We start from the raw sequence: 17,403 nt of genomic DNA, 5'->3' as shown, positions 1-17,403 counted from the left end.
GCCCGTTGTTCCATTGCGCATATGGTCCCAAGCCACTGGCTCATTGAGTGAGCCTCATCCATTCGGGTGATGCTGGTGCGTGTGAATTCTTGCTTCTTGCCGCGGGCGGGACTCTAGCCGGAACGAGTCTCCGCCGCGCCTGATTTCTTGAGTACTTTTCCACTGCGCCGCAGCTCTGCCATGGCGTCGTCGATGGCCTTGCGCAGGAACGCCGACCCACCCAGAAGTGGGAGGTCGTGGTCCCTGTGGTGCGGCAGGAGGGACACCGTCGCGCGCACGACACCGGTGGCCCCGTCGACTGCCTTGCGGCCGGGCTTGCCGGCGGTGGATTGCTTTGTTGCTTTGGTCATGTGATGTGGGTCAAAGCGCGTCCAGCGCCGTGAGGAAACCGTTGATAAATGCGCGGCGCTCGCGCCGCTGAACTTCGCCATGCTGGCCTGGCAGGAAGGCGGCCTGCAGCGCCAGGGCGTACTCCTCATCCTCGGTAAAGAGCATCATGGAGTCGTGGCCTCGGAATCGGAAATGCTCGGCACGAATGCGCACGAGGCGCATCTGCTGAGTCGGGTCTGGCGCCTCGAACTTGAACGGCTCCGGCACGACCAGCTGCACCATGTCGCCTCGGTGCAGCATGTCCCACAGGAAGTTGCTCAGGCCGACGACCGTGATGGGCTGCAGGTCGTAGGTGTAGAGGACGGCGGCGCGCTTAGGCATCGATCTTCCCCTCGGCGCGGGCGCCGTCGGGATTCCATGTGCCGCGAATAACGCTGATGCAGTCGTTGCTGTCGAGCATGTAGTCGGCCTCGACGCCGGCCTTGTCATCGGCCTCTTTGATGGCGGCGCAAAGGCGCTCGCGCTCGGCCTGCAGCGCGGCGTCGTGAGACACGGGGGCGGCGATCTCAACTTCCACGCCGAGCGCATCTCTCAGCAATTCGAGCGCTTGCTCATGGCTCAGTTCGACTCCGTGCGCATCGGGCGCACGCCAATACACCACCCAGTCGGAGCACTTCTGCTGCAGGCGGTCTCGCAATGAAGCCACCGGCTCGGCCGTCTCGCGCGCTTCAGCCAAAGCATCGCGGGCCTTCCGAATGTTCTTGACCGCGAGTGCCTTGGCGCCTGCCCCGCCATCCGTCAGCGCTTCGATTGCAGTGTCCAGCCAAGAGCGAATCTGTAGCGTCTCGGCCGCTTGTGCCAGCGCCTCTCGTGGCGGGGTGGCCTCTGCAATAACGCTCAGGATGCGACCCTCGTCGTCTTGCCGTGTGACCGCCACGATCGCGCCGGCCTCGTTCTTCGTAACGACGACTTCCCCCTCCGGCTGTGTGGTGGAGGTCGGTTCGACGAAACCGCTGTGCAGGTCGGCGTCGTAGGCCAGGATGTCGGGAGGCGTGTCGATCTCGCCGAGCAGGAAGCGCAGCCGGTCGGCTTCGTAGCGAGCACGATCCTTGTACTCCGAGCGATAGACAGACACGCCGCTCATGAGCCGGTGCAGGTCGTGCTTGCTGACGTTGTCGGGGCGCTCCTTCCTGCGCAGTGTCACCGTCCAGTTCTCGCGGCCATTCGACTCTGGCATTGAGCCGAACCAGACTTCCACCTCTGGCACCGCAGAGGCGGCCTGCCCGGAGGAGGCGAGTGCGTCAGCTGCCTGCTGCATCAGCGGGATCATGTCTGCCAGCGGCATGCTGGAGGTGCGCAGCTTGGAGCATGCGTCACGAAGGCGAACTGCCAGCGCCTCATTGTTCGGGGCGGCCTGCCCGGAGGAGGCGAGTGTGGCAACAAGAAACTTTGCCTCATCCTCTGTGTCGGCCTTGAACGACATCGCGCCATTGGTGACTGTCCACCATTCCCAAAATCCACCGTCATCAGGGCCGGTTTCGTTGCTGTATTCGATGCGCCAGACTGCCAGCGCCTCTGCGCTCGGTGTGGTGGGGCGGCGGCGGTACGGCATGCACTCGCCGGCCTGGCCGTGGCTGGTCTTGGGGTCGCCGCAGCGCCAGCAGTGTGTCGGCTGGTCATCGAAGGGCAGGAAGGTGCCCACCGCCCGCTCTTCGGGCGTCGGGAGTGCGCAGGTCTTGGAGTTGCGATCGGTGGTCATGTCAGAACCCAGCGAATTCAGGAAGGTTGTTGAACTGGCGGCGCGTCATGCGCACCTCGGTGACGGTGTAGATGGCGGGGCCGCCTTCGCAGACCCAGTCGCGCACGTCGCGAGCCTCGCAGATGAACCACGAGCCGTCGTACTCGACCTTGAAGAAGACCTCGAGCTTGCCGAAGAGCGCGTCCCACACGTCGGCGAAGCGCACCTTGGCTGCCTCGATGGCGGGGAAGGGCGGCCTCCACCATGGCAGCGCCTCGATCGCGGCGCACGGGCCATCGTGGCCCGCCTGCCGTGTGCAGCGCCAGCCTGGCGGCGGCACGTTGCATTGCTGTGCGCGCGTCATGCCGACACCTTGCGTGGAAGCGGGCCGATCCAGCCGTGCACGGCGCCGCGGAAGAACTGATCGCTGCCAAGGTAGCCCCAGCGCCCCTCGATCCACATGAGGAACATGTCCTTCATCAGGCCCGACCCCATCGGGTCATCCACGCGCACGGCATAGACGCCAGTCTTCGTGGGCTTGCCGCTGTCGTAGGCGGGCTGATGCTGCTGTTCGGCCAGCTTGTGGTTCGCCTCGCGCAGCACGCGCGCATCGGTCGGCGTGCAGCCCTCGGGGATGTCGCGCAAGCGGATCAGCTCGCCCTGCTCATCGAGCCAGGCCTGCACCTCGGCGCCGCTCCACATCTTGCGCAGCATGGTGGGAAACCGCAGGCCGCTTGCTGCTGGCGCCGCGGGCAAGGGCGAGTGCTTAGGCTTCGAGGCCTGCTTGGCGCGGATCTTCTCGACCATCGTCCAGATGCGCGCCAGCTCGCGCTCGCCGGCGTCGTGCATGTCCAGTCCGTTGGCCAGGCACAGCGCGGCCAACGTGATCATCACGCCACCGACCTCCTGGTCTGGCTCACCGACCGGCCGACCATACACGTAGTCGACCAGCTGGTGCGCCTCGCTAGCGCTGCAACCGCACGCCTGAACGAGCTCGATGGCCTCCTCGAGGAAGCGGTGGTTGCGCTCCTCGCGGTCGCCCGCGATCATGGGACCGAAGCACTCCATCAGCCACGGCTGGACGCGCTGCTGCAGGGAGTCCTGACTGCAAATGGCATGGCACGTCTCGCGCACGATTGCGTTGAACGTCTCGTCCATGGTGACGCCGAGCTTCTCGGCTATGGCGTGGCGCGCGGAGAACAGCAGGCCGACGTGGGGGTTTTCGGGGTTGGTCATGCGTGGGCCTCGGTTGGCTTGAGCTTGTTGCGGAACCAGCGAGCAGCGCCGCGCTGGATGAGGGAGATGGCCGCGCCGCGCACCTGCTTCTCTGTGACGGGCACGCCGTAGCGGATGGACAGGTCGCACGCGATGTCCATCGGGGACTGGGCGCCGTCCTGCTCGAGCACGAAGGCGACAGCAGCGGCGGTGGTTGCGGGGCAGGCGGGAGGCGGCGGCGCGGGCGGCGCGGTGACCGCCTCGAGGTAGCCGTTGGTCAGGTGCTCGACGTAGGCTTCGACCTTCCTCAGGATCTCCACCCAGTCAAACGCGAAGTGCGACCCCTCGAGCGGGTCGTCGTCAGCCAGCGCAGGGCAGGTGACCCAGAAGGCGTCCTTGGCTTCGCGCTCGATCTCGATGCCGTGCTTCTTGGCCAGTGCCTGCGCCTTGCTGCGCGCGCGGGCAGACGTCGTGTCGCGAGGCTTCGGGGCTGGCTTTTCAGGCGCCGGCAGCGGTTTGCCGATGCGCTCGACGGCCCAGGCGGCACATACCCGTGACCGCAGATAGGTGCAGTCGCCCACGTAGATGGGGTCGCGCGTCTGGTTGTCGGCATAGCGGCGCCCAATCAGCACGCCATAGTGATCGCCGACGTGGACGATGATCGGCCGGGCGGCGAAGAGGCTGGCCTTGTCGCGAGCGAACTGCTTGAGCGTGGGCTGCTCGCCGCGGGAGTTGTAGACCTCGGTCACGCGGAAGCCGCAGGCCCGGAGCACCGCCCAGAGCTCCGAGTTGTACATGCCCTGCACGCCGCGCTTGCCGCCGCGCGAGCGGCGCTCGGCATCAGCGTGCGCGTAGATCAGGCTCGTCGGCAGGCCGGTGACCAGGGCGATGGCGCCCGGGCCGCACCAGAGCTTGCGATTGATGTCGTGGTTGATCTGGTAGAGCGACATCGGTCAGGCCGCCAGCTTGGACTTCTTGGCCACGACGACGCACGGCACAACCTGGAGATCGATGTGGTGCTTGGCAAAGGTGCCGAGCGCCTTGAAGGCATTCTTGTGGGACATCGACCACTGGAGCACGCAGAGCTCACCGTCGGGCGATGCCTTGAGGTCGGCGATGTGCTTGGCGCGAGACGCCTCCAGCTTCTCGAGATACCCCTCGAGCGTCGGGTTCTCGGCCATGAACTTCTGGCCGATCTCCACCTCGTAGTCGCGAGCCACGACCATCACGTTGTTGTGGTTGCGGTAGAGCTGACCGACCGTGGCCTCGGAGGCGCGCTTCCAGTCATTCCAGCTCTTGGTGTCCCAGCGCTTGGTTTGCGCGGCGGTTGCCTTGTGGTGCGCCTCGGCCGTGATGGCGCTGATCTTGCCGCTGCGGCGGCCGATCACGGCGTGAGAGTAGGGGCGCTCGCTCGAGCGCTTCGAGCCCGGGACTTCGACGACGGTGTACGTTTGCTTTGCCATGTTGCCTCCTGATTGCTGATGGCGAAGCGAATGTTACGTCACAAACTGTTTGGTGTCAAACAAGCTGTTCTGCAACCTCGGCGCGGCCGCGGTTCGCCAGGCGATCGGCGCGCTCGTTCAGCTCGTTGCCGGCGTGCCCGCGCACCCACAGGGCCGTGACGTTGCCGCGCTGGTAGAGCTCGTGCGCCTGCTTGACCAGGTCGAGGTTGAGCACCTCGCCGCCGTCGGCCTTGCGCCAGCCGCGCCGCTTCCAGCCGGCCGCCCAGGTAGTCAGCGTGTTCACGCACAACTGGCTGTCGCTGAAGATGCGGCAGCGCCGGCCGGCCGCCCACTCCATCGCCTTGATGATGGCCATCATCTCCATGCGGTTGTTGGTGGTGTCGTTGGCGCCGCCGAACTGCTCGACGTCGTCGCCGTCAGGGTCGCGCGCAACAAAGCCCCAGCCGCCCGGCCCGACCTTGCCGGTCGAGCTGCCGTCGGTGTAGATCTCGATGCAGCTGGGCGTGGCGACGCGCTTGACCGATGTGATGTCCTTCAGCACCTTGATTGCCTTGTCACACTGCTCGAGCGTGAACATCCCGACGTGGCACTGCTCCTTGCTGATGCCCATGGCGTTGGCCAGGGTGGCGTAGACCTCATTGCGCGCGCGGCCGTGCCGCTGCCAGAGCGGGTCCAGCATGCCGTGCACGACGTGCCGACGGCGCCGGAGCTCGGGCCCGGCGAGCGTGCCGAGTGGCTTGGTGCCGTCGCCGTTGCCGCCGCTCTTTGGGTGGCAGCCCACGGTCGCATCGCACGGGTCGCAGCGCCAGAAGTACTTGGCCCGCAGGTTGGCGTTGTGCGCCAGGTGGGGGTAGAGCTGGCCGCCGGTGAGCAGCTTCGCCGGCTGGCTGCAGCCGGGGCAGATTGGCGAGGTCATGCTGGCAGCACCTGGCGGATGTTGCGCTCGATGAACTCGACCGCGATCTCCGGCGTGACGGTGTCGTCGAAGTGGAAGTTCCACTTGCCGCTGTGAGGGTTGAGGCGGCTCGTCCAGTTGCCGCCCGGGTTGAGCAGTGCGGCCGCGCGCTGGATGTCATCGAAACGCGCCGCGAGCCAACCGTCGAGCGGGTTGAGTAGCAGCGGGCCGATGCGCGTGTCGAGCTGCAGCTCGTACCAGGTGAGCTTCGATTCCTTGGCGCCCAGGCGACCGAGCATCTCGATGCACAGGCGGCGGAAATGTGGGTGGTGACGTGGTTGCATGGTGGTCAGATTCCTCTCGCGATTCGCTCTTCTTCGGCCTCGTACTCGGCCACCCACTCGATGAGCCCATCGAGGCGCTCGCCCAGCCGCTGGCGCTCCTCCGGCTTCATCGCCTTGACGGCGGCACGCGCGGCGGCCTCGCGATCTGCCGGCGTGTCGCCCTTGCAGGCGAGCAGCTGCACAGCAAAGCTGCGCCGGCGGGCGGCCTCGTCGGTCATGCCGGCGCCTTCGGCAAAGGCTCGGGGCGCTCGGCGCAATGGGGCATGAACTCCTCGTCTGCCCCGTTCTTCCAGCCGTCCTCGGCGTCGGCGCGGCACTCCGGGTGCCAACGCATGCGCTGGATCTCGCCGTCGTAGACGCTTCGCTCGTCGCTGTAGGTGTCGCCAGGCTCGATGTGCTCGCCGCACCAGATGCAGCGGTGTCGCTTCGCTGCCTTGCGCTCGGTCATGCTGAAGAGGATGTAGCTCATCGCGTTGCCGGGCCCTTCAGCACGTTGTCGCGCGCCTCGCCATAGGTGCCGTGCCAGTCGTAGCGGCCGGACGTCCAGGCCACGCCCCAGTTGTCTTGAATGGTGGAGAAGCGGTCGACCTTGCTGTTGGTCTTGGCGGCCGCCCGAAAGTCGTGGATCGACGCGATGAACTTGCCGCCCAGGTACGCGTTGCGTTGCCCGTTCTCGCGGCGGATGGTGATGGCGCTCATGTCTTCTCAATCAGATTGCGGGCGATCGTCACGGCGACGACGTCGTGGTCGGTGACGACCTGGCCAAGGAACTCGTGCGTCGCCACGTAGCGCGTCTTAACGAGCTCGCCTGCGTTGTTGTAGGTGCGGTGGATGTCGACCACCGTGCAAACGTCGGTGCGCTTGGCACTGACGCGGCGGGCGAACTTGGTGCCGATGGGGTAGGTGGTGGACTCGGTCACGATGCACCCCCGGCCTTGGCGATGGCGGCGCGGAAGTCCCACCCCTCTGAAAACGCGTTCCATTCAGCGTCTGCGCAGTTGCCTCCCAACCTTCCGTATCCCGACTGAAAGGCGCGCAGCTTTGCGACGTACTCGCCGCGCTGATGTGCGGGTTCGGGCTCGACCACGAAGCCGGCATCGAGCAGCTTGCGATTGCGACGCAAGGCTTGGGTTGCATGGTGCGCCGACGAGTAGACGGTGTAGTCACCAGCCAGCTCGCTGACGGGGTGGTCGTTGTGCCTGGACCAGATCAGACCGTTGAGCGGATTGCGCAGGATGTGCGGCCCCGGCGTGTGCTGCGCGCTCATGCCTTCCTGCCTTTCTTCAGCTCACGGTCGATCAGCCCGCGCAACCAGCCACTGCCGCCCATGCGCTCGAAGGCGCGGCGCTGCTTCTTGGTGACGTGGGCGGCGATGCGCTCGGGGTACTGGGGCGAGCCATGCGGAGCGCGGGTGGCGGGGCGGTGCTGCTTCACGACGCACCCCCGGCCTTGGCGCGGTAGCCCTTGAAGCTGTCACGCACATGATCGATGAACTGTCGGCACAGCTCGCAGTTGACGACTTGCCCGGGCTCAGCGAATACGACCGTCTCGTGATGGTCACCAGACTCGTAGGCTTCTGGCGCGAGGCCGCACAGAGAGTGCTCTTGCGGCCCGTAGGCATGCACCTCTTTTGACGGCACGTCGAAGTTGCGAGGGCGGCTCACGACGCACCCCCGGCCTTGGCGATGGCGGCGCGGGCGGCGCGGATACGGGCTGCAAACGCTTCGGCGTCGGCGGCATCGCGCAGGTGAATCTGGCGCGACTCGTAGTTGCGGGCGCGCCGTGCTTCGATGCGCAAGCTGCGCGCGGTGGCTTCCCACTCCACGGCGACCGACTCGGGCAGGGGCCCCGGCGTGTGCTGCGCGCTCATGCTGCAAGCCTCACAACGGCGGGCTGAACATGGAAGCGACGGAACGCGGCCGGGTGGCTGTCGCCGTCTTCGACGCTGTCGTGCGTGGCGCGGCGCAGCCAGGCCCGGAACTCCTCGTCGCTGACGGACTCCGCGTTGCGCCAGCGGGTGGTGTAGAGCTTGCAGCCGTCGCCGCGCTCGGCCTCGTGCTTGTCGGTGGTGATGAAGCACTGGCCGCCGAGGTGGTCCGCGTTGCGCAGCTTGATGCGCTGCTCGGCGTCATCGCTGGTCATGCCGGCGACGTGGTGCACGTCGAGGCGGCGAATGCTGTCGACCATCTGGAACACCATCACGGTGAAGATCTTGGGGGTCATCTGGGCGTCCTCCTGAAGTAGACAAACCGATTGTTATGCAACAAACAGTTGGTTGTCAAGCGAACGAAAACTAGCTCTTGCGGGCGTACGACTGCACCACCTTGGAAATGACGTCCACCACGGGGCCTCGGGTGGTGCAGCTGACGTAGGTGTTCTTGCGCAGCACCTGGATCTGCAAACGGGCGGGGTTGTCGCGGTCGTTGCGCGCCTCCTCGACGGCCTTGGCAAGGCGCTTCATGAAGCCCGCATTGGCGGCGACGTGCGGCGGCAGCATGGCGCGCACGTTGCCGTTCGGGCCGATCGACATGTCGCAGGTGAAGGCGAGGGTGGAGCCGCCGACATCGGTGCTGACGGCGAAGTCCTGGGGTGGCAGCTTGCGCACAGTTTTCTCCAGTACAAACGGTTTCTTGGTGTCGCGGGCAAGCCGGGGCCTGGCCCAGCGTGCCCGCGACGTGGTGGCTATGGGGTCAGGCTGGTCAGTCCCAGCGGTCGATCGTCACGCGCGTGATCACCGCACCGGTGTAGACGCGCAGCGTGATGCCGATGACCGGGAGGCCTGCCACAGCCTCCGGGTCCGTCTGGATCGGCGTGCTGTTGCTGTAGGCCTCGATCGTCGATCGAACGGGATGGAGCTCCGCCTTGAGGTCTTCGGGGAACAGGCAGCTGCCTTGCAGGTTGAGGTCGCGCGCGTCGCGCAGCAGAGCCATCGCGCTCGGCTTGTGATTCGGCAGGCCGCCGCTGTGCATGTGTGGAGCCAGGTGGATGCCGATCACATCCACCCACCCTGCCGCGACGTTCCAGTTGTGCGCCGAGCTGGGGCGGGTGTAGGTGTACGTCGACAGCGGGTTGCGGCGACCCTCCCGGTCCCACTGCAAGATGGGTGGCGCCGACGGATCGGCCGCCGTCAGGATGCCGCAGTACGAGCCAACAACCGGAGCCAGCGCCTGGAGGCGCTCAGCCACAGGCAGCAGCGTCGCCGCGAACTTCGACCAGGTCATGTTCGGGGCGACCGTTTCGCGCGCGGCCGGAGATGCGTCCTGCTTGGACTTGATGCCCGCAAAGACGCCGGCGCCAGCGGCCTGCTCAGAGGTGCGGGGCCGCCACTCCAGAACCAGGTCGTCGAGGCGCGCCATGCGCCGCTTCAGCGAGAGCGCGATGCCCATCTTCTCGACCAGCTTCTCGGCCTGCGCGATGTTGCCGGCCGCCGGCGCCGCCTGCGGGCGCTGGTAGAGGTCGGGTCGCATCTTGGCGGCGAACTTGCGCTTGACGTCTTCGAGCGGGAGACCGGACGCGATGTCTTCCAGCAGGCTGCCGATCATCGTCGTGCGGACATGGCACCACCCGGTCGGCGCGGTGGTCGCGGCGAGCCAGGTGCCTGCGATTCGCGCGTAGCCCTTGGCGGCCTTGCGGGCGCGGCTGAGGGCCAGCAGGTACTCGGCAACACCGAGCACCTTCTCGGAGCGATACAGCGCCTCGGACTTCAGGAGCGTGACCGCGACCTCGAGATGCTGCTCCGTGAAGTCGTCGAGCGCCTGGCAGAGGATGCGGTGATCCTCTCGCTTCTCTGCCATCAGCTGTTCGGCCGTGAGGTCGCGGCGCTTGTGCACCATTCCCTCCGGCGGCACGACGTGAAGGTGGCGCCAGTCGCCAGTCTTCGCGACGCCCCATGCCTTGTCGGCCGAGAAGAAGGCGCCAGTCACCCGTGAGCAGAGCACCAGCTCGCGCATTGTCTCGACGGCCGCGCGGTAGGTCGGCGGGATGCCGGCCGCGTCCCACATCGCCGGCTCAACGTTGCCGCTGGTGTCGATCACGACAAGGCCGCCGTAGGCCTCGATGAACCGGCGGCAGGTGTTGCAGTTGTGCACCTGGCGGTCGACTGCCGGCAGGTTCCTGAGGTAGGCCTCGAACAGGCCGGCGGCCGAGGTGGTGAAGATGGGGCGGCCGGCGCCGACGATGTTGGCGAAGCGCTGGCGTAGCGCCAGGGCGAAGGCGTCGTACTCGACGTCCTCCAGCGCCTGGTGTGCGGTTGCTGCGAGCATGGGTGCTCCTGTTTGTTGTGGAAGTCGCCTGGTCAGTCCGCCCAGTAGGCGTTGACGTCGGCGTGCTCGGGGTAGTTGCTGGCCAGCCAGGCGTCGGCCTTGGCCTGCTGCTCGGCCACCAGGCCGGGCAGGCCGACCTTCACCCAGGTCGAAGCGAAGAGCGACTCGCCGGTCTTCTCGTCGTCGACGGAGACGCGCACCAGTTCCTCGCCATCAGCCGTGCGGTACTGCGAGCGCGTGACGTAGCGCCGCGTGGTGCGTGCGGGCGTCTCTGCAGCTGCGCCGTCGCTGGTCTGGTCGGTGACGGTGTCGGTGGTCGATTCGCCGCCCTTGTCGTCGCCGCCGCCTTCGGAGCTGGCGCTCGTGGTGCCGGCGGCCTGATCCTGCTGCTGATCGCCGGGCTGCGTTGCGCCGTCGTTCTGCGGCTGGCCGTCGGTCTGCGCGGCCACCTGGCTGGTGGTCTCGGTCGGGTCAGCGGCGGGCGCCGGCGCGGCCTTGGTCGTCTTTGCGTTGGTCTTGCTCATGTGGTTCCTCTTGTGGTTGATGCAGCACCCTTGAGCAGGCGCTGCGCGTGGTTCGCATAGACGCCGGTGGCCTTCCAGTAGGCGGCCATCGGTGCCTTGTGCTTGCGCCAGCACTCCTCGGCGCGCACTCGGCAGTCGTTGCGGATGTCGACCAGGAGAGCCTTGAGAGCCTCCTGGGCTTCTGGTGGCAGCTCGGCCAGGCGCTTGGCGGCCGGCAGCTGCAGCAGGGGGTTGCGCACGTCGGCGCGAAGAGAGCGGGTCATGGCGCGTAGCCTCGAAGCGTGAGCGAGATGCGCGGCCCGACCACGTTGCTCGCCTTCGGGATGCGGTGCTGGTGGGTGTCCTGCATGCCGGGCGGCATGAGGCACAGGCTCCCGCTCTGGAGCAGTAGGCGGTCGACGTGCTCGATGCCGTTCTCCCTGAACCAGATCTCGCGCTCGGCGCCCAGGCTCACGATGGCGATCGGTCGGGCGTCATCCATCTCGGGCGAGTCGTCGGCGTGCCACCCGAGGTGGTCACGCGAGTGCTCGTAGCTGTTGAGGAAGCAGACGTCGAACTTGCAGCCGGCGCGCTCCTCAGCGAGGTGCCACAGGGTCTCGATGCTCGGATGCATCGGCTGTGGCAGATAGGTGCGTCGGCCGGACCCGCGTCCGTATGCGTACGGCAGCTTGCCCACGTAGTACTCGCGACGAGGCACCAGCGGCGCCTGGACCCAGTCGAGGTCTTCGCGCAGCAGAGCGAGTGCTGTGGCGGCCGTCGCGCTCGACACGAAGCCTGGCACGTAGGTGATGGGCGCCTTCATGCCGGCACCCATTTGCATGCGACGTAGCGCCCGGCCTGCCCGCGCAAGAGGATCGGCAGGGTGTTGAGGCCGCCGGTGCGGTCGAGCCTCACGGTGCAGCCATCGAGCGGCCCGCCCACCAGGTATTTGCTGACGCGCTCGACCTTCTTCGATGGCAGGCGGTGTTTGGGCGGACTCATGCGCCTGCCGACCTGCCCGGTGTAGACGCAGCCAGGGTTCTTGGCGATGCGGGGCTTGTGCTTGCGCATGGTCAGCCTCCTGCGGCGCGTTGCGGGAAGCCCAGCTGCTTCAGCACGCCCACGATGTAGGGGTCGATGGGCGCAGGCGGCACCTCATAGGTGAACACCAGGCCTGCCATGAGGGGCTGGCACGACTCGATCTCTTCGCAGACCGATTGCGGGCCGTCGAAGCAGATCAGCTTGCCGCTGCTGTTCATGAGGCCGACCTCGCCCCAGTCCTCAGGCCAGCGGCGGTAGTGCGTGAGCGGGTCGCAGGCCCCGAGCTGCGTGAACGTGCGCACGATGCGGCACTGGCCAGCCTGGTCGGTGAGGGCGGGGACGATGAGGTACGTGGTCTTCATGGGTGCATTCCTTCCTTACGTTCGTTCCAAGCGTGCTCGCGCATCGCCTCTTGGATGTCCGCCTCGCTGACGTCGCCGGGCTCGACGTCTTCGGGGCACAGGTAGATGGCGCGGCCTTTGCGCCAGTACTTCTCGACGTCGCGGCCCTGGGCGCGGCCGCAGGACGGGCAGTCGAGGGCGCCACACATGCAGCCGTAGCTCATGGCATGACCCCGTCGAGTTCGCGCAGCTGGTCGTGCATCGCAGGCGCCTTGTTGGCCAGGCGAGCGGAAAGCGTGTTCACGATGGCGACGTCGCTCATGGTGGTTGTGCCGCGGGCGACGCGCAGCGCCAAGTCATCGGCGGCCGCGCGCAGCTCGGCGTCGGTCATCGTGGATGGATGCTTCGCAGCGGTCACGACTCTTCTCCTTCGTTGCCCATGACCCAGGCGCTGTCGTCCTCGGCCTGGTTGAGCGGGTTGCCCGGGTGGGTGCACGACCCGCAGGGCGGGCTGAGGTGACATGAGCAGTTGCCTTCGCCGTAGCGGCGGTAGAAGTCGAGCGACTCCTCCTCCGCCTCATCGGTCAGCCGCACGCGCACCTGCCTCGGAGTCGGGGTTGGCGGCGCCGGTGGCGCAGGTCTGGGCGCGGGCGGGAAGGACGAGCGCTCCTCAGCCCACGCCCTGACCTTCGCGACCATGGCGCGCCGTGCGACGCGGCGTTGGTGCGCGTTGCCGGATGCGGTGTCGCCGCGCCACTCGATGAACGACAGCGTGTTGCACCATGGGCACGGTTCGTCGCCGCCGCCATAGAGCGGGCCACCCGGCTCGTCGCAGCTGTCGAGATCCCACATGTACCCGTCGATGCAGGTGCCGTCCGGGTAGCGCGCGCCGAAGGTCGGCGCCTCGTAGTTGCAGCCGAGCCCTTTCATGCGACCTCCAGCACAGAGAGGTCAGCCTTCACGCCGGTGATGTCCTCCAGCGTGCGCTTCAGCGGCTCCTGGCCCTTGCGCGACTTCGGCATCAGCATCACCTGGCCGGTGGTGCGCTCGAGGCTCACGTACTTCGCGTAGAGGTGCGGGTCGTTGAGCAGCTCGGGGCGCTCGGTGGCCAGGCGCGCGGCGGTCTTGAGATCCTCCTCGCTGGCCATGATGCAGAACACACAACTGAAGCGCCGCATGCCGAGCTGGTAGACGATGTGCGGCTGCTGGCCGGCGGCGGCGATGGTCGCGAACACCTCGTCCTCGAGCATCCCGTGAATGGGCAGCCAGTCGTACCACTCGCGGCCGGCCTTGCTGTTGCGCGCGCTGAGCTTGAACACGGGCAGCTTCTTGCGGCCGCTGCTCTCCTGGGCGCGCATGCCCATGCAGTTGACGACCAGGCCCCACTCCTTGATGCCGAGCGCCTGGCGCTCACGAGTGATGCCACGGATGACCTTCTCGATCGGGCCGCGCTTGAGGTCGCTGGTGCACTGGCGCATCTCAGGCGACGGGAACATGCCCCGGTCGTCGATCATCTGTAGCAGGTTGCGGCGCGCCTGGCACGTCACGAACCGCTCGCCGGCAGTGGTGGCGAGGATGTGGCCGACGGCGCCGGCCCACTCCACGGCGCCGAGGTCGGCGTGCACGATGACGAGCTGCTCGCGCGGCACGAGGTCGCGCAGCATCAGGTACATGGCCTGGCTGTCCTTGCCGCCGCTGTGGTTCGCGACGAAGAGGGCGCCGCGGGCGACCAGGTCACGAATGGCCTGCGGGATCATGCTGCGCTCCCGACTGTCTCGGCCATGCGGCGCAGGCGCGCCACGAAGCCCTCGTAGTCGGCCGCCACCGCGCTCATGGTGGTGGTGTTGTTCTGGTGACCGCAGTAGTCCTTGCGACCGCTGCAGGTGCGATAGAGCACGCTGACGCCGGCGCGGCCACCGAAGCAGTGCTCGGACAGCTGCACGTAAAGGGTGTCACTGTGGAGCGTCACCTCGCCCGACACGGCGATGCCGCCCAGGTTGTTGCGCACGTCGTACTCGGACGTGTCGAGCCCAAGGTCGCAGGCCAGCTTGTGCAGCCAGACCTTGCCCTTGGCGTGCAGTGCGCGCTTGCGGGCCGAGCCGGCATCGCTGTACGCGTTGATGCCGGCGGTGATCTTGGCGAGCGCTTCGAGCGCGGCGGGCTTGCGACGGGTGGTGGTCATCTGGTTCTCCTGAATGAACTGTTTGACGGGAAACAAAGTGGTTGGGTTGAGGCGAAAAAATGCCCCGCCTGCGGGGCGAGGCGATTTCTAGCTGGGGCTACCAGCCCAGGTGCCGCTTCGCGTAGATGAGCCAGATGCCGCCACAGACGGCAAAGGGCAGCCAGACGTGCATGGTGTGGAGTGCGTAGCCGACGACCTTGATCAAGAAGCGCTTCATTTGGATGTCCTTTCTGGTGATTGAGTGAGGCGTACGTGCGGTGGTCGCACTGGCAAGCCGCCTGGGCTTGCCGCTGCGACCGCAGCGGATGTCGTTAGGCGGCGGCGGGGTGGGGCGTGAGGCCGATGAGGGTCGATGCGCTGGCCTGCTTCTCCGGCTCGCGCTTCCAGATGACCACTTCCCAGTCGGTGACCCAGGGGTCGTAATCCCCATCAGCCAGGGCGCGCGGGGTTTCGGCGTAGTTGAAGCCGCCGGAGATGGAGAGCTCGGAAGCGCCCTTCGTGTAGCGCGCCTCCATGACCGCATCGAGCAGGCTCTTGCCGGTGCCGGACCACATCCAGCTCTCGGCCTCGCCCTTCAAGAGGTTGCCTTTGGCGTCGACGACTCGCAGGCTGCAGCCGCGCGACTGGATGACGCCGCCGCCGCAGGTCTCGACCGCGTCGGCGCGGGCCAGGTCGCGCGCCTCCTTGATGGCGGCTTTGATGGCGGCCAGGTTGGCGAACTGAGTGCCGGAGGGGAAGGTGATCTGAGACATCATGTTTCTCCTGATATGCAAACAAAAAGTAGCTGCCGGAAGTAATTGTGACGCAACAAACAGGAACTTGCAAGCACAAACAAAAAGCACATGGTTGTTTGACTCGAATTTTGCTTGTCATTTCAATGGAAAGCGAGTGCTCGACTCCCCCTAAGTGCATGATTTCATTGAACAAACTGTTTGCGGCTAGGCGAAACAGTTCGTAGAATTCGCGCCAACCCTTCCAAGGGGCGGGCCCACAACAGAAGCCAGGGCCCAGCCGGCACAGCCGGAGGCAAGAACAACACGGCAGTGCCGCCACACCTTGTGGCGGAGCTGTCTCCAGATGTGTTGTGGGTAGCTCAGTTGGTTAGAGCGCCGGGCTGCAATTCCCGGAGGTCGCGGGTTCAAGTCCTGTCCCACTCCCCCAAGCCCCACCTCCCGCGCTCGTGACCCGGACTGGCCAAGCAGTCCGTTCCGCCGTCAGGCGACGGTCCAGCGGGATAGCCAGCCGGCGGTGCGAAAACACCGGCAGCAGAGAAGGCCCGGCCCCGGCGTGCTACCTCCGCCCCGGCTGCGGCAGCGACGCGAGTGAACAAGCACCCGGACTCTCCACCTGGGCAGCGGCGGGCGCCTGCACAAACAGCCGGGCGATAAGCCCAAACAGCCACGACGCGAGGCGAACCTATGAAGTACTTCCAGACCACTCGCGCCGGGGCGAACGCATGAGCCTGCTTATCCAGGTCGTGCTGTGCATCTACCTCTTGATGCCCCAGGTCGCGATGGCAGCCGACGCCGTCAAAGACCCGCTGGCCATTCCGCTGCGCCAGTACGGGCTGATGCTCGGCCTGGCCATCTTCGGAGGCATCGTGTCCTGGTACTCCAAGGTGCGTAAGGGCGAGCTGCACATCGCCAACCTGAGTTCGCTCGTCGGGGAGATGGCCACGTCGGCCTTCTCAGGCCTGTTGGCCTTTTACCTGTGCGAGTACCTTGGCCTCGTGCCTGTGTTGACCGCCGCCGTCGTGGGTGTCGCAGGTCACATGGGCACACGGGCCATCACCGCGATCGAGAAGTTGCTGCAGAAGCGCTTCCCCGAGGTGGCGGTCAAAGACCCGTCGCAGCCGAGCTGAGCATGCGCACCGAACCCGCCTGGCTGGTCGAAGCTCGCAAAGAGCTCGGGGTTCACGAGATCAAGGGCCCCGTGCACGAGCAACGCATCCTCCAGATGTGGAAGGACAGCAAGCTCGGCGGCATCAAGAACGACGAGGTGCCATGGTGCGCCGCGTTCATCAATGCATGCCTCGAGCGCGCAGGCATTCGCTCGGCGCGCACTGACGGCGCCAAGAACTACCTGACCTGGGGTGTGAGGCTGAGCCACCCGGCGGTCGGCGCGATCGGCGTGCGCAAGCGCCCCGGTGGCTTCCACGTTTTCTTCGTGCTCGGCCGCGACGGTGGCGGAAACATCGCCGGCATCGGCGGCAACGAGAGCGACCAGGTGCTGATCTCGACGCACGACAAGGCCTACATCGCCGGCTACGTGTGGCCCGCAAGCGTGCCGCTGCCGGCCGTCGAGCCGCTGCCTCCGATCACCGCGGCCATGCTGCGCCGAGCTGACTGACTTCGCTGCCCAGGTAGCAGCAAGAACCGAGGGGCCTTCTGGCGCAAGCCGGCGGGCCCCTTGTCATTCGCCGCATGTGCGGCTCAACAGGAGAGAGAGATGAAACGATCCTTCATGGGCATCTTCGCGATGCTTGCCATGGCGGTCGGCCTGCTGGCCGGCTGCGCCTTGAACCCAGGCGAAGTCAAGCCGGTGCAGCCTCGCACCGCAGTGCTCGCCGCCTACAAGACGGCCGACCTCTTCGTCGATCAGCTCACCGTCGCCGTGACGCGCGGCCGCATCACCCGGGCCGAGGCCCAGGACGCGTACCAGAAGTCGCTGAAGGCCCGCAACAACATCGTCATCGCCGACAACGCGCTGCGCGAGTGCAAGTTCACGCTGCCGTGCCCCCTCTACCTGGAGAAGCTCAACCTCGGGTCTGAAGCGTTGCTGCAGCTCGAGGCGGACTTGCGCGCCAAGAAGGACGGAGCTGCCAAATGAAGAAGATCACCCTCCTCGACGCCGTCACGGCGATCAACGACGCCAACCAGGCCGCCATCATCGCCACCCAGGTGGTCAACACGCTGGGCCCGCTGGTGCAGGCAGCTCTCGCCAACGGCGAAGACTCCGTCACCGTCGAGCAGCTCGACGACGCGCGTACCTCCCTCGACGGCCGCCTCTCAACGCTGAAGGCGCGCATCGACGAGATGCCGGGCTGACATGCCCTTCAGCAACCCAGTCACCTTTGCGTGGAGCGATGA

The 17,403-nt window shown here is 66.6% G+C and carries 35 protein-coding genes; 4 read left to right on the top strand and 31 right to left on the bottom strand.

The features are described from left to right. Positions 1 to 113 precede the first annotated feature (113 nt). The 31 genes from RXV79_RS16480 to RXV79_RS16330 all read right to left on the bottom strand — a co-directional run bounded on the left by RXV79_RS16480 (position 114) and on the right by RXV79_RS16330 (position 15,069). On the bottom strand, positions 114 to 350 hold the full coding sequence (locus tag RXV79_RS16480; RefSeq protein ID WP_316698999.1) for a hypothetical protein: 237 nt from the start codon (positions 348 to 350) through the stop codon (positions 114 to 116). 10 nt (positions 351 to 360) lie between these two features. Then, entirely contained in the window at positions 361 to 711 is a 351-nt protein-coding gene (locus RXV79_RS16475; RefSeq protein ID WP_316698998.1) for a hypothetical protein, read from the bottom strand. Further along, the gene (locus RXV79_RS16470) at positions 704 to 2,089 is read right to left on the bottom strand and encodes a hypothetical protein (protein ID WP_316698997.1); all 1,386 of its coding nucleotides are present in this window, start codon (positions 2,087 to 2,089) and stop codon (positions 704 to 706) included. Before RXV79_RS16470 ends, RXV79_RS16475 begins: the two co-directional genes overlap by 8 nt. Before the next feature lies 1 nt (position 2,090). Beyond that, positions 2,091 to 2,432, bottom strand: coding sequence for a hypothetical protein (locus RXV79_RS16465; RefSeq protein ID WP_316698996.1), 342 nt, complete (start codon positions 2,430 to 2,432; stop codon positions 2,091 to 2,093). Next, positions 2,429 to 3,304, bottom strand: coding sequence for a hypothetical protein (locus RXV79_RS16460; RefSeq protein ID WP_316698994.1), 876 nt, complete (start codon positions 3,302 to 3,304; stop codon positions 2,429 to 2,431). Before RXV79_RS16460 ends, RXV79_RS16465 begins: the two co-directional genes overlap by 4 nt. Then, positions 3,301 to 4,233, bottom strand: a complete 933-nt coding sequence (locus RXV79_RS16455; RefSeq protein WP_316698992.1) for a hypothetical protein — start codon at positions 4,231 to 4,233, stop codon at positions 3,301 to 3,303. The genes RXV79_RS16460 and RXV79_RS16455 overlap by 4 nt, the downstream gene beginning before the upstream one ends. A 3-nt stretch (positions 4,234 to 4,236) precedes the next feature. After that, positions 4,237 to 4,746 carry a hypothetical protein gene (locus RXV79_RS16450; RefSeq protein ID WP_316698990.1) on the bottom strand — a complete coding sequence of 170 codons (510 nt, stop codon included), beginning with the start codon at positions 4,744 to 4,746 and terminating at the stop codon, positions 4,237 to 4,239. A gap of 55 nt (positions 4,747 to 4,801) precedes the next feature. After that, positions 4,802 to 5,662, bottom strand: a complete 861-nt coding sequence (locus RXV79_RS16445) for an RNase H family protein (RefSeq protein WP_316698988.1) — start codon at positions 5,660 to 5,662, stop codon at positions 4,802 to 4,804. Further along, a complete protein-coding gene (locus RXV79_RS16440) occupies positions 5,659 to 5,985 on the bottom strand; it encodes a hypothetical protein (protein ID WP_316698986.1) in 327 nt (108 codons plus the stop codon). The genes RXV79_RS16445 and RXV79_RS16440 overlap by 4 nt, the downstream gene beginning before the upstream one ends. A 5-nt stretch (positions 5,986 to 5,990) precedes the next feature. After that, a complete protein-coding gene (locus RXV79_RS16435) occupies positions 5,991 to 6,203 on the bottom strand; it encodes a hypothetical protein (RefSeq protein WP_316698984.1) in 213 nt (70 codons plus the stop codon). After that, complete coding sequence (locus RXV79_RS16430) at positions 6,200 to 6,454, bottom strand: hypothetical protein (RefSeq protein ID WP_316698982.1); 255 nt, start codon at positions 6,452 to 6,454, stop codon at positions 6,200 to 6,202. The genes RXV79_RS16435 and RXV79_RS16430 overlap by 4 nt, the downstream gene beginning before the upstream one ends. Continuing rightward, complete coding sequence (locus RXV79_RS16425; RefSeq protein ID WP_316698980.1) at positions 6,451 to 6,684, bottom strand: hypothetical protein; 234 nt, start codon at positions 6,682 to 6,684, stop codon at positions 6,451 to 6,453. Before RXV79_RS16425 ends, RXV79_RS16430 begins: the two co-directional genes overlap by 4 nt. After that, positions 6,681 to 6,905: a hypothetical protein gene (locus tag RXV79_RS16420; RefSeq protein ID WP_316698978.1), complete on the bottom strand. Its 225-nt coding sequence runs from the start codon at positions 6,903 to 6,905 to the stop codon at positions 6,681 to 6,683. Before RXV79_RS16420 ends, RXV79_RS16425 begins: the two co-directional genes overlap by 4 nt. Further along, entirely contained in the window at positions 6,902 to 7,252 is a 351-nt protein-coding gene (locus tag RXV79_RS16415) for a hypothetical protein (protein ID WP_316698976.1), read from the bottom strand. The genes RXV79_RS16420 and RXV79_RS16415 overlap by 4 nt, the downstream gene beginning before the upstream one ends. Continuing rightward, on the bottom strand, positions 7,249 to 7,419 hold the full coding sequence (locus RXV79_RS16410; protein ID WP_316698974.1) for a hypothetical protein: 171 nt from the start codon (positions 7,417 to 7,419) through the stop codon (positions 7,249 to 7,251). The genes RXV79_RS16415 and RXV79_RS16410 overlap by 4 nt, the downstream gene beginning before the upstream one ends. Continuing rightward, positions 7,416 to 7,649, bottom strand: a complete 234-nt coding sequence (locus RXV79_RS16405; RefSeq protein WP_316698973.1) for a hypothetical protein — start codon at positions 7,647 to 7,649, stop codon at positions 7,416 to 7,418. The genes RXV79_RS16410 and RXV79_RS16405 overlap by 4 nt, the downstream gene beginning before the upstream one ends. After that, positions 7,646 to 7,855 (bottom strand): hypothetical protein, encoded by a 210-nt coding sequence (locus RXV79_RS16400; protein WP_316698971.1) that lies wholly within the window; start codon positions 7,853 to 7,855, stop codon positions 7,646 to 7,648. The genes RXV79_RS16405 and RXV79_RS16400 overlap by 4 nt, the downstream gene beginning before the upstream one ends. After that, positions 7,852 to 8,208, bottom strand: coding sequence for a hypothetical protein (locus RXV79_RS16395; protein ID WP_316698970.1), 357 nt, complete (start codon positions 8,206 to 8,208; stop codon positions 7,852 to 7,854). The genes RXV79_RS16400 and RXV79_RS16395 overlap by 4 nt, the downstream gene beginning before the upstream one ends. Positions 8,209 to 8,278: 70 nt before the next feature. Then, a complete protein-coding gene (locus RXV79_RS16390; RefSeq protein ID WP_316698968.1) occupies positions 8,279 to 8,590 on the bottom strand; it encodes a hypothetical protein in 312 nt (103 codons plus the stop codon). A 94-nt stretch (positions 8,591 to 8,684) separates the two neighbouring features. Beyond that, on the bottom strand, positions 8,685 to 10,247 hold the full coding sequence (locus RXV79_RS16385; RefSeq protein ID WP_316698967.1) for a hypothetical protein: 1,563 nt from the start codon (positions 10,245 to 10,247) through the stop codon (positions 8,685 to 8,687). Positions 10,248 to 10,279: 32 nt separating this feature from the next. After that, positions 10,280 to 10,771, bottom strand: a complete 492-nt coding sequence (locus tag RXV79_RS16380) for a hypothetical protein (RefSeq protein ID WP_316698966.1) — start codon at positions 10,769 to 10,771, stop codon at positions 10,280 to 10,282. Next, positions 10,768 to 11,034, bottom strand: coding sequence for a hypothetical protein (locus RXV79_RS16375; protein WP_316698965.1), 267 nt, complete (start codon positions 11,032 to 11,034; stop codon positions 10,768 to 10,770). The genes RXV79_RS16380 and RXV79_RS16375 overlap by 4 nt, the downstream gene beginning before the upstream one ends. Further along, positions 11,031 to 11,573, bottom strand: coding sequence for an alpha-ketoglutarate-dependent dioxygenase AlkB (locus RXV79_RS16370; RefSeq protein ID WP_316698964.1), 543 nt, complete (start codon positions 11,571 to 11,573; stop codon positions 11,031 to 11,033). The genes RXV79_RS16375 and RXV79_RS16370 overlap by 4 nt, the downstream gene beginning before the upstream one ends. Continuing rightward, positions 11,570 to 11,821, bottom strand: coding sequence for a hypothetical protein (locus tag RXV79_RS16365; RefSeq protein WP_316698963.1), 252 nt, complete (start codon positions 11,819 to 11,821; stop codon positions 11,570 to 11,572). The genes RXV79_RS16370 and RXV79_RS16365 overlap by 4 nt, the downstream gene beginning before the upstream one ends. 2 nt (positions 11,822 to 11,823) lie before the next feature. Then, positions 11,824 to 12,153, bottom strand: coding sequence for a hypothetical protein (locus tag RXV79_RS16360; protein WP_316698962.1), 330 nt, complete (start codon positions 12,151 to 12,153; stop codon positions 11,824 to 11,826). Beyond that, positions 12,150 to 12,356: a hypothetical protein gene (locus RXV79_RS16355; RefSeq protein WP_316698960.1), complete on the bottom strand. Its 207-nt coding sequence runs from the start codon at positions 12,354 to 12,356 to the stop codon at positions 12,150 to 12,152. The genes RXV79_RS16360 and RXV79_RS16355 overlap by 4 nt, the downstream gene beginning before the upstream one ends. Next, a complete protein-coding gene (locus tag RXV79_RS16350; RefSeq protein ID WP_316698959.1) occupies positions 12,353 to 12,550 on the bottom strand; it encodes a hypothetical protein in 198 nt (65 codons plus the stop codon). Before RXV79_RS16350 ends, RXV79_RS16355 begins: the two co-directional genes overlap by 4 nt. Further along, positions 12,547 to 13,062, bottom strand: a complete 516-nt coding sequence (locus tag RXV79_RS16345; RefSeq protein ID WP_316698958.1) for a hypothetical protein — start codon at positions 13,060 to 13,062, stop codon at positions 12,547 to 12,549. The genes RXV79_RS16350 and RXV79_RS16345 overlap by 4 nt, the downstream gene beginning before the upstream one ends. Next, complete coding sequence (locus RXV79_RS16340) at positions 13,059 to 13,889, bottom strand: phosphoadenosine phosphosulfate reductase domain-containing protein (RefSeq protein ID WP_316698957.1); 831 nt, start codon at positions 13,887 to 13,889, stop codon at positions 13,059 to 13,061. The genes RXV79_RS16345 and RXV79_RS16340 overlap by 4 nt, the downstream gene beginning before the upstream one ends. Further along, on the bottom strand, positions 13,886 to 14,314 hold the full coding sequence (locus RXV79_RS16335) for a hypothetical protein (RefSeq protein ID WP_316698956.1): 429 nt from the start codon (positions 14,312 to 14,314) through the stop codon (positions 13,886 to 13,888). The genes RXV79_RS16340 and RXV79_RS16335 overlap by 4 nt, the downstream gene beginning before the upstream one ends. Positions 14,315 to 14,625: 311 nt before the next feature. Continuing rightward, on the bottom strand, positions 14,626 to 15,069 hold the full coding sequence (locus RXV79_RS16330; RefSeq protein ID WP_316698955.1) for a hypothetical protein: 444 nt from the start codon (positions 15,067 to 15,069) through the stop codon (positions 14,626 to 14,628). Between the two features lie 701 nt (positions 15,070 to 15,770). On the opposite strand from RXV79_RS16330, the gene RXV79_RS16325 reads away from it, so the two are divergent. From RXV79_RS16325 to RXV79_RS16310, 4 genes are all read left to right on the top strand, one after another. Then, positions 15,771 to 16,175 (top strand): phage holin family protein, encoded by a 405-nt coding sequence (locus RXV79_RS16325; RefSeq protein ID WP_316698954.1) that lies wholly within the window; start codon positions 15,771 to 15,773, stop codon positions 16,173 to 16,175. Positions 16,176 to 16,177: 2 nt separating this feature from the next. Beyond that, positions 16,178 to 16,663, top strand: a complete 486-nt coding sequence (locus tag RXV79_RS16320) for a TIGR02594 family protein (RefSeq protein WP_316698952.1) — start codon at positions 16,178 to 16,180, stop codon at positions 16,661 to 16,663. 99 nt (positions 16,664 to 16,762) lie between these two features. Further along, positions 16,763 to 17,143 carry a hypothetical protein gene (locus RXV79_RS16315; RefSeq protein ID WP_316698951.1) on the top strand — a complete coding sequence of 127 codons (381 nt, stop codon included), beginning with the start codon at positions 16,763 to 16,765 and terminating at the stop codon, positions 17,141 to 17,143. Beyond that, the gene (locus RXV79_RS16310; protein ID WP_316698950.1) at positions 17,140 to 17,361 is read left to right on the top strand and encodes a hypothetical protein; all 222 of its coding nucleotides are present in this window, start codon (positions 17,140 to 17,142) and stop codon (positions 17,359 to 17,361) included. Before RXV79_RS16315 ends, RXV79_RS16310 begins: the two co-directional genes overlap by 4 nt. Positions 17,362 to 17,403 lie beyond the last annotated feature (42 nt).

The organism is Piscinibacter gummiphilus (assembly GCF_032681285.1).
Lineage (GTDB): Bacteria > Pseudomonadota > Gammaproteobacteria > Burkholderiales > Burkholderiaceae_C > Rhizobacter > Rhizobacter gummiphilus_A.
This window is presented reverse-complemented; position numbering and strand designations above follow the sequence as displayed.

Coding starts and splice junctions, on each gene's coding strand:
- RXV79_RS16450 (WP_316698990.1), bottom strand. CDS start 4,746: ATGGCAAAGCAAACGTACACCGTCGTCGAAGTCCCGGGCTCGAAGCGC.
- RXV79_RS16425 (WP_316698980.1), bottom strand. CDS start 6,684: ATGAGCGCCATCACCATCCGCCGCGAGAACGGGCAACGCAACGCGTAC.
- RXV79_RS16470 (WP_316698997.1), bottom strand. CDS start 2,089: ATGACCACCGATCGCAACTCCAAGACCTGCGCACTCCCGACGCCCGAA.
- RXV79_RS16330 (WP_316698955.1), bottom strand. CDS start 15,069: ATGATGTCTCAGATCACCTTCCCCTCCGGCACTCAGTTCGCCAACCTG.
- RXV79_RS16375 (WP_316698965.1), bottom strand. CDS start 11,034: ATGACCCGCTCTCTTCGCGCCGACGTGCGCAACCCCCTGCTGCAGCTG.
- RXV79_RS16325 (WP_316698954.1), top strand. CDS start 15,771: ATGAGCCTGCTTATCCAGGTCGTGCTGTGCATCTACCTCTTGATGCCC.
- RXV79_RS16315 (WP_316698951.1), top strand. CDS start 16,763: ATGAAACGATCCTTCATGGGCATCTTCGCGATGCTTGCCATGGCGGTC.
- RXV79_RS16395 (WP_316698970.1), bottom strand. CDS start 8,208: ATGACCCCCAAGATCTTCACCGTGATGGTGTTCCAGATGGTCGACAGC.
- RXV79_RS16345 (WP_316698958.1), bottom strand. CDS start 13,062: ATGAAAGGGCTCGGCTGCAACTACGAGGCGCCGACCTTCGGCGCGCGC.
- RXV79_RS16370 (WP_316698964.1), bottom strand. CDS start 11,573: ATGAAGGCGCCCATCACCTACGTGCCAGGCTTCGTGTCGAGCGCGACG.
- RXV79_RS16435 (WP_316698984.1), bottom strand. CDS start 6,203: ATGACCGACGAGGCCGCCCGCCGGCGCAGCTTTGCTGTGCAGCTGCTC.
- RXV79_RS16310 (WP_316698950.1), top strand. CDS start 17,140: ATGAAGAAGATCACCCTCCTCGACGCCGTCACGGCGATCAACGACGCC.
- RXV79_RS16440 (WP_316698986.1), bottom strand. CDS start 5,985: ATGCAACCACGTCACCACCCACATTTCCGCCGCCTGTGCATCGAGATG.
- RXV79_RS16355 (WP_316698960.1), bottom strand. CDS start 12,356: ATGAGCTACGGCTGCATGTGTGGCGCCCTCGACTGCCCGTCCTGCGGC.
- RXV79_RS16360 (WP_316698962.1), bottom strand. CDS start 12,153: ATGAAGACCACGTACCTCATCGTCCCCGCCCTCACCGACCAGGCTGGC.
- RXV79_RS16480 (WP_316698999.1), bottom strand. CDS start 350: ATGACCAAAGCAACAAAGCAATCCACCGCCGGCAAGCCCGGCCGCAAG.
- RXV79_RS16460 (WP_316698994.1), bottom strand. CDS start 3,304: ATGACCAACCCCGAAAACCCCCACGTCGGCCTGCTGTTCTCCGCGCGC.
- RXV79_RS16320 (WP_316698952.1), top strand. CDS start 16,178: ATGCGCACCGAACCCGCCTGGCTGGTCGAAGCTCGCAAAGAGCTCGGG.
- RXV79_RS16455 (WP_316698992.1), bottom strand. CDS start 4,233: ATGTCGCTCTACCAGATCAACCACGACATCAATCGCAAGCTCTGGTGC.
- RXV79_RS16415 (WP_316698976.1), bottom strand. CDS start 7,252: ATGAGCGCGCAGCACACGCCGGGGCCGCACATCCTGCGCAATCCGCTC.
- RXV79_RS16340 (WP_316698957.1), bottom strand. CDS start 13,889: ATGATCCCGCAGGCCATTCGTGACCTGGTCGCCCGCGGCGCCCTCTTC.
- RXV79_RS16365 (WP_316698963.1), bottom strand. CDS start 11,821: ATGCGCAAGCACAAGCCCCGCATCGCCAAGAACCCTGGCTGCGTCTAC.
- RXV79_RS16445 (WP_316698988.1), bottom strand. CDS start 5,662: ATGACCTCGCCAATCTGCCCCGGCTGCAGCCAGCCGGCGAAGCTGCTC.
- RXV79_RS16475 (WP_316698998.1), bottom strand. CDS start 711: ATGCCTAAGCGCGCCGCCGTCCTCTACACCTACGACCTGCAGCCCATC.
- RXV79_RS16385 (WP_316698967.1), bottom strand. CDS start 10,247: ATGCTCGCAGCAACCGCACACCAGGCGCTGGAGGACGTCGAGTACGAC.
- RXV79_RS16400 (WP_316698971.1), bottom strand. CDS start 7,855: ATGAGCGCGCAGCACACGCCGGGGCCCCTGCCCGAGTCGGTCGCCGTG.
- RXV79_RS16430 (WP_316698982.1), bottom strand. CDS start 6,454: ATGAGCTACATCCTCTTCAGCATGACCGAGCGCAAGGCAGCGAAGCGA.
- RXV79_RS16380 (WP_316698966.1), bottom strand. CDS start 10,771: ATGAGCAAGACCAACGCAAAGACGACCAAGGCCGCGCCGGCGCCCGCC.
- RXV79_RS16335 (WP_316698956.1), bottom strand. CDS start 14,314: ATGACCACCACCCGTCGCAAGCCCGCCGCGCTCGAAGCGCTCGCCAAG.
- RXV79_RS16465 (WP_316698996.1), bottom strand. CDS start 2,432: ATGACGCGCGCACAGCAATGCAACGTGCCGCCGCCAGGCTGGCGCTGC.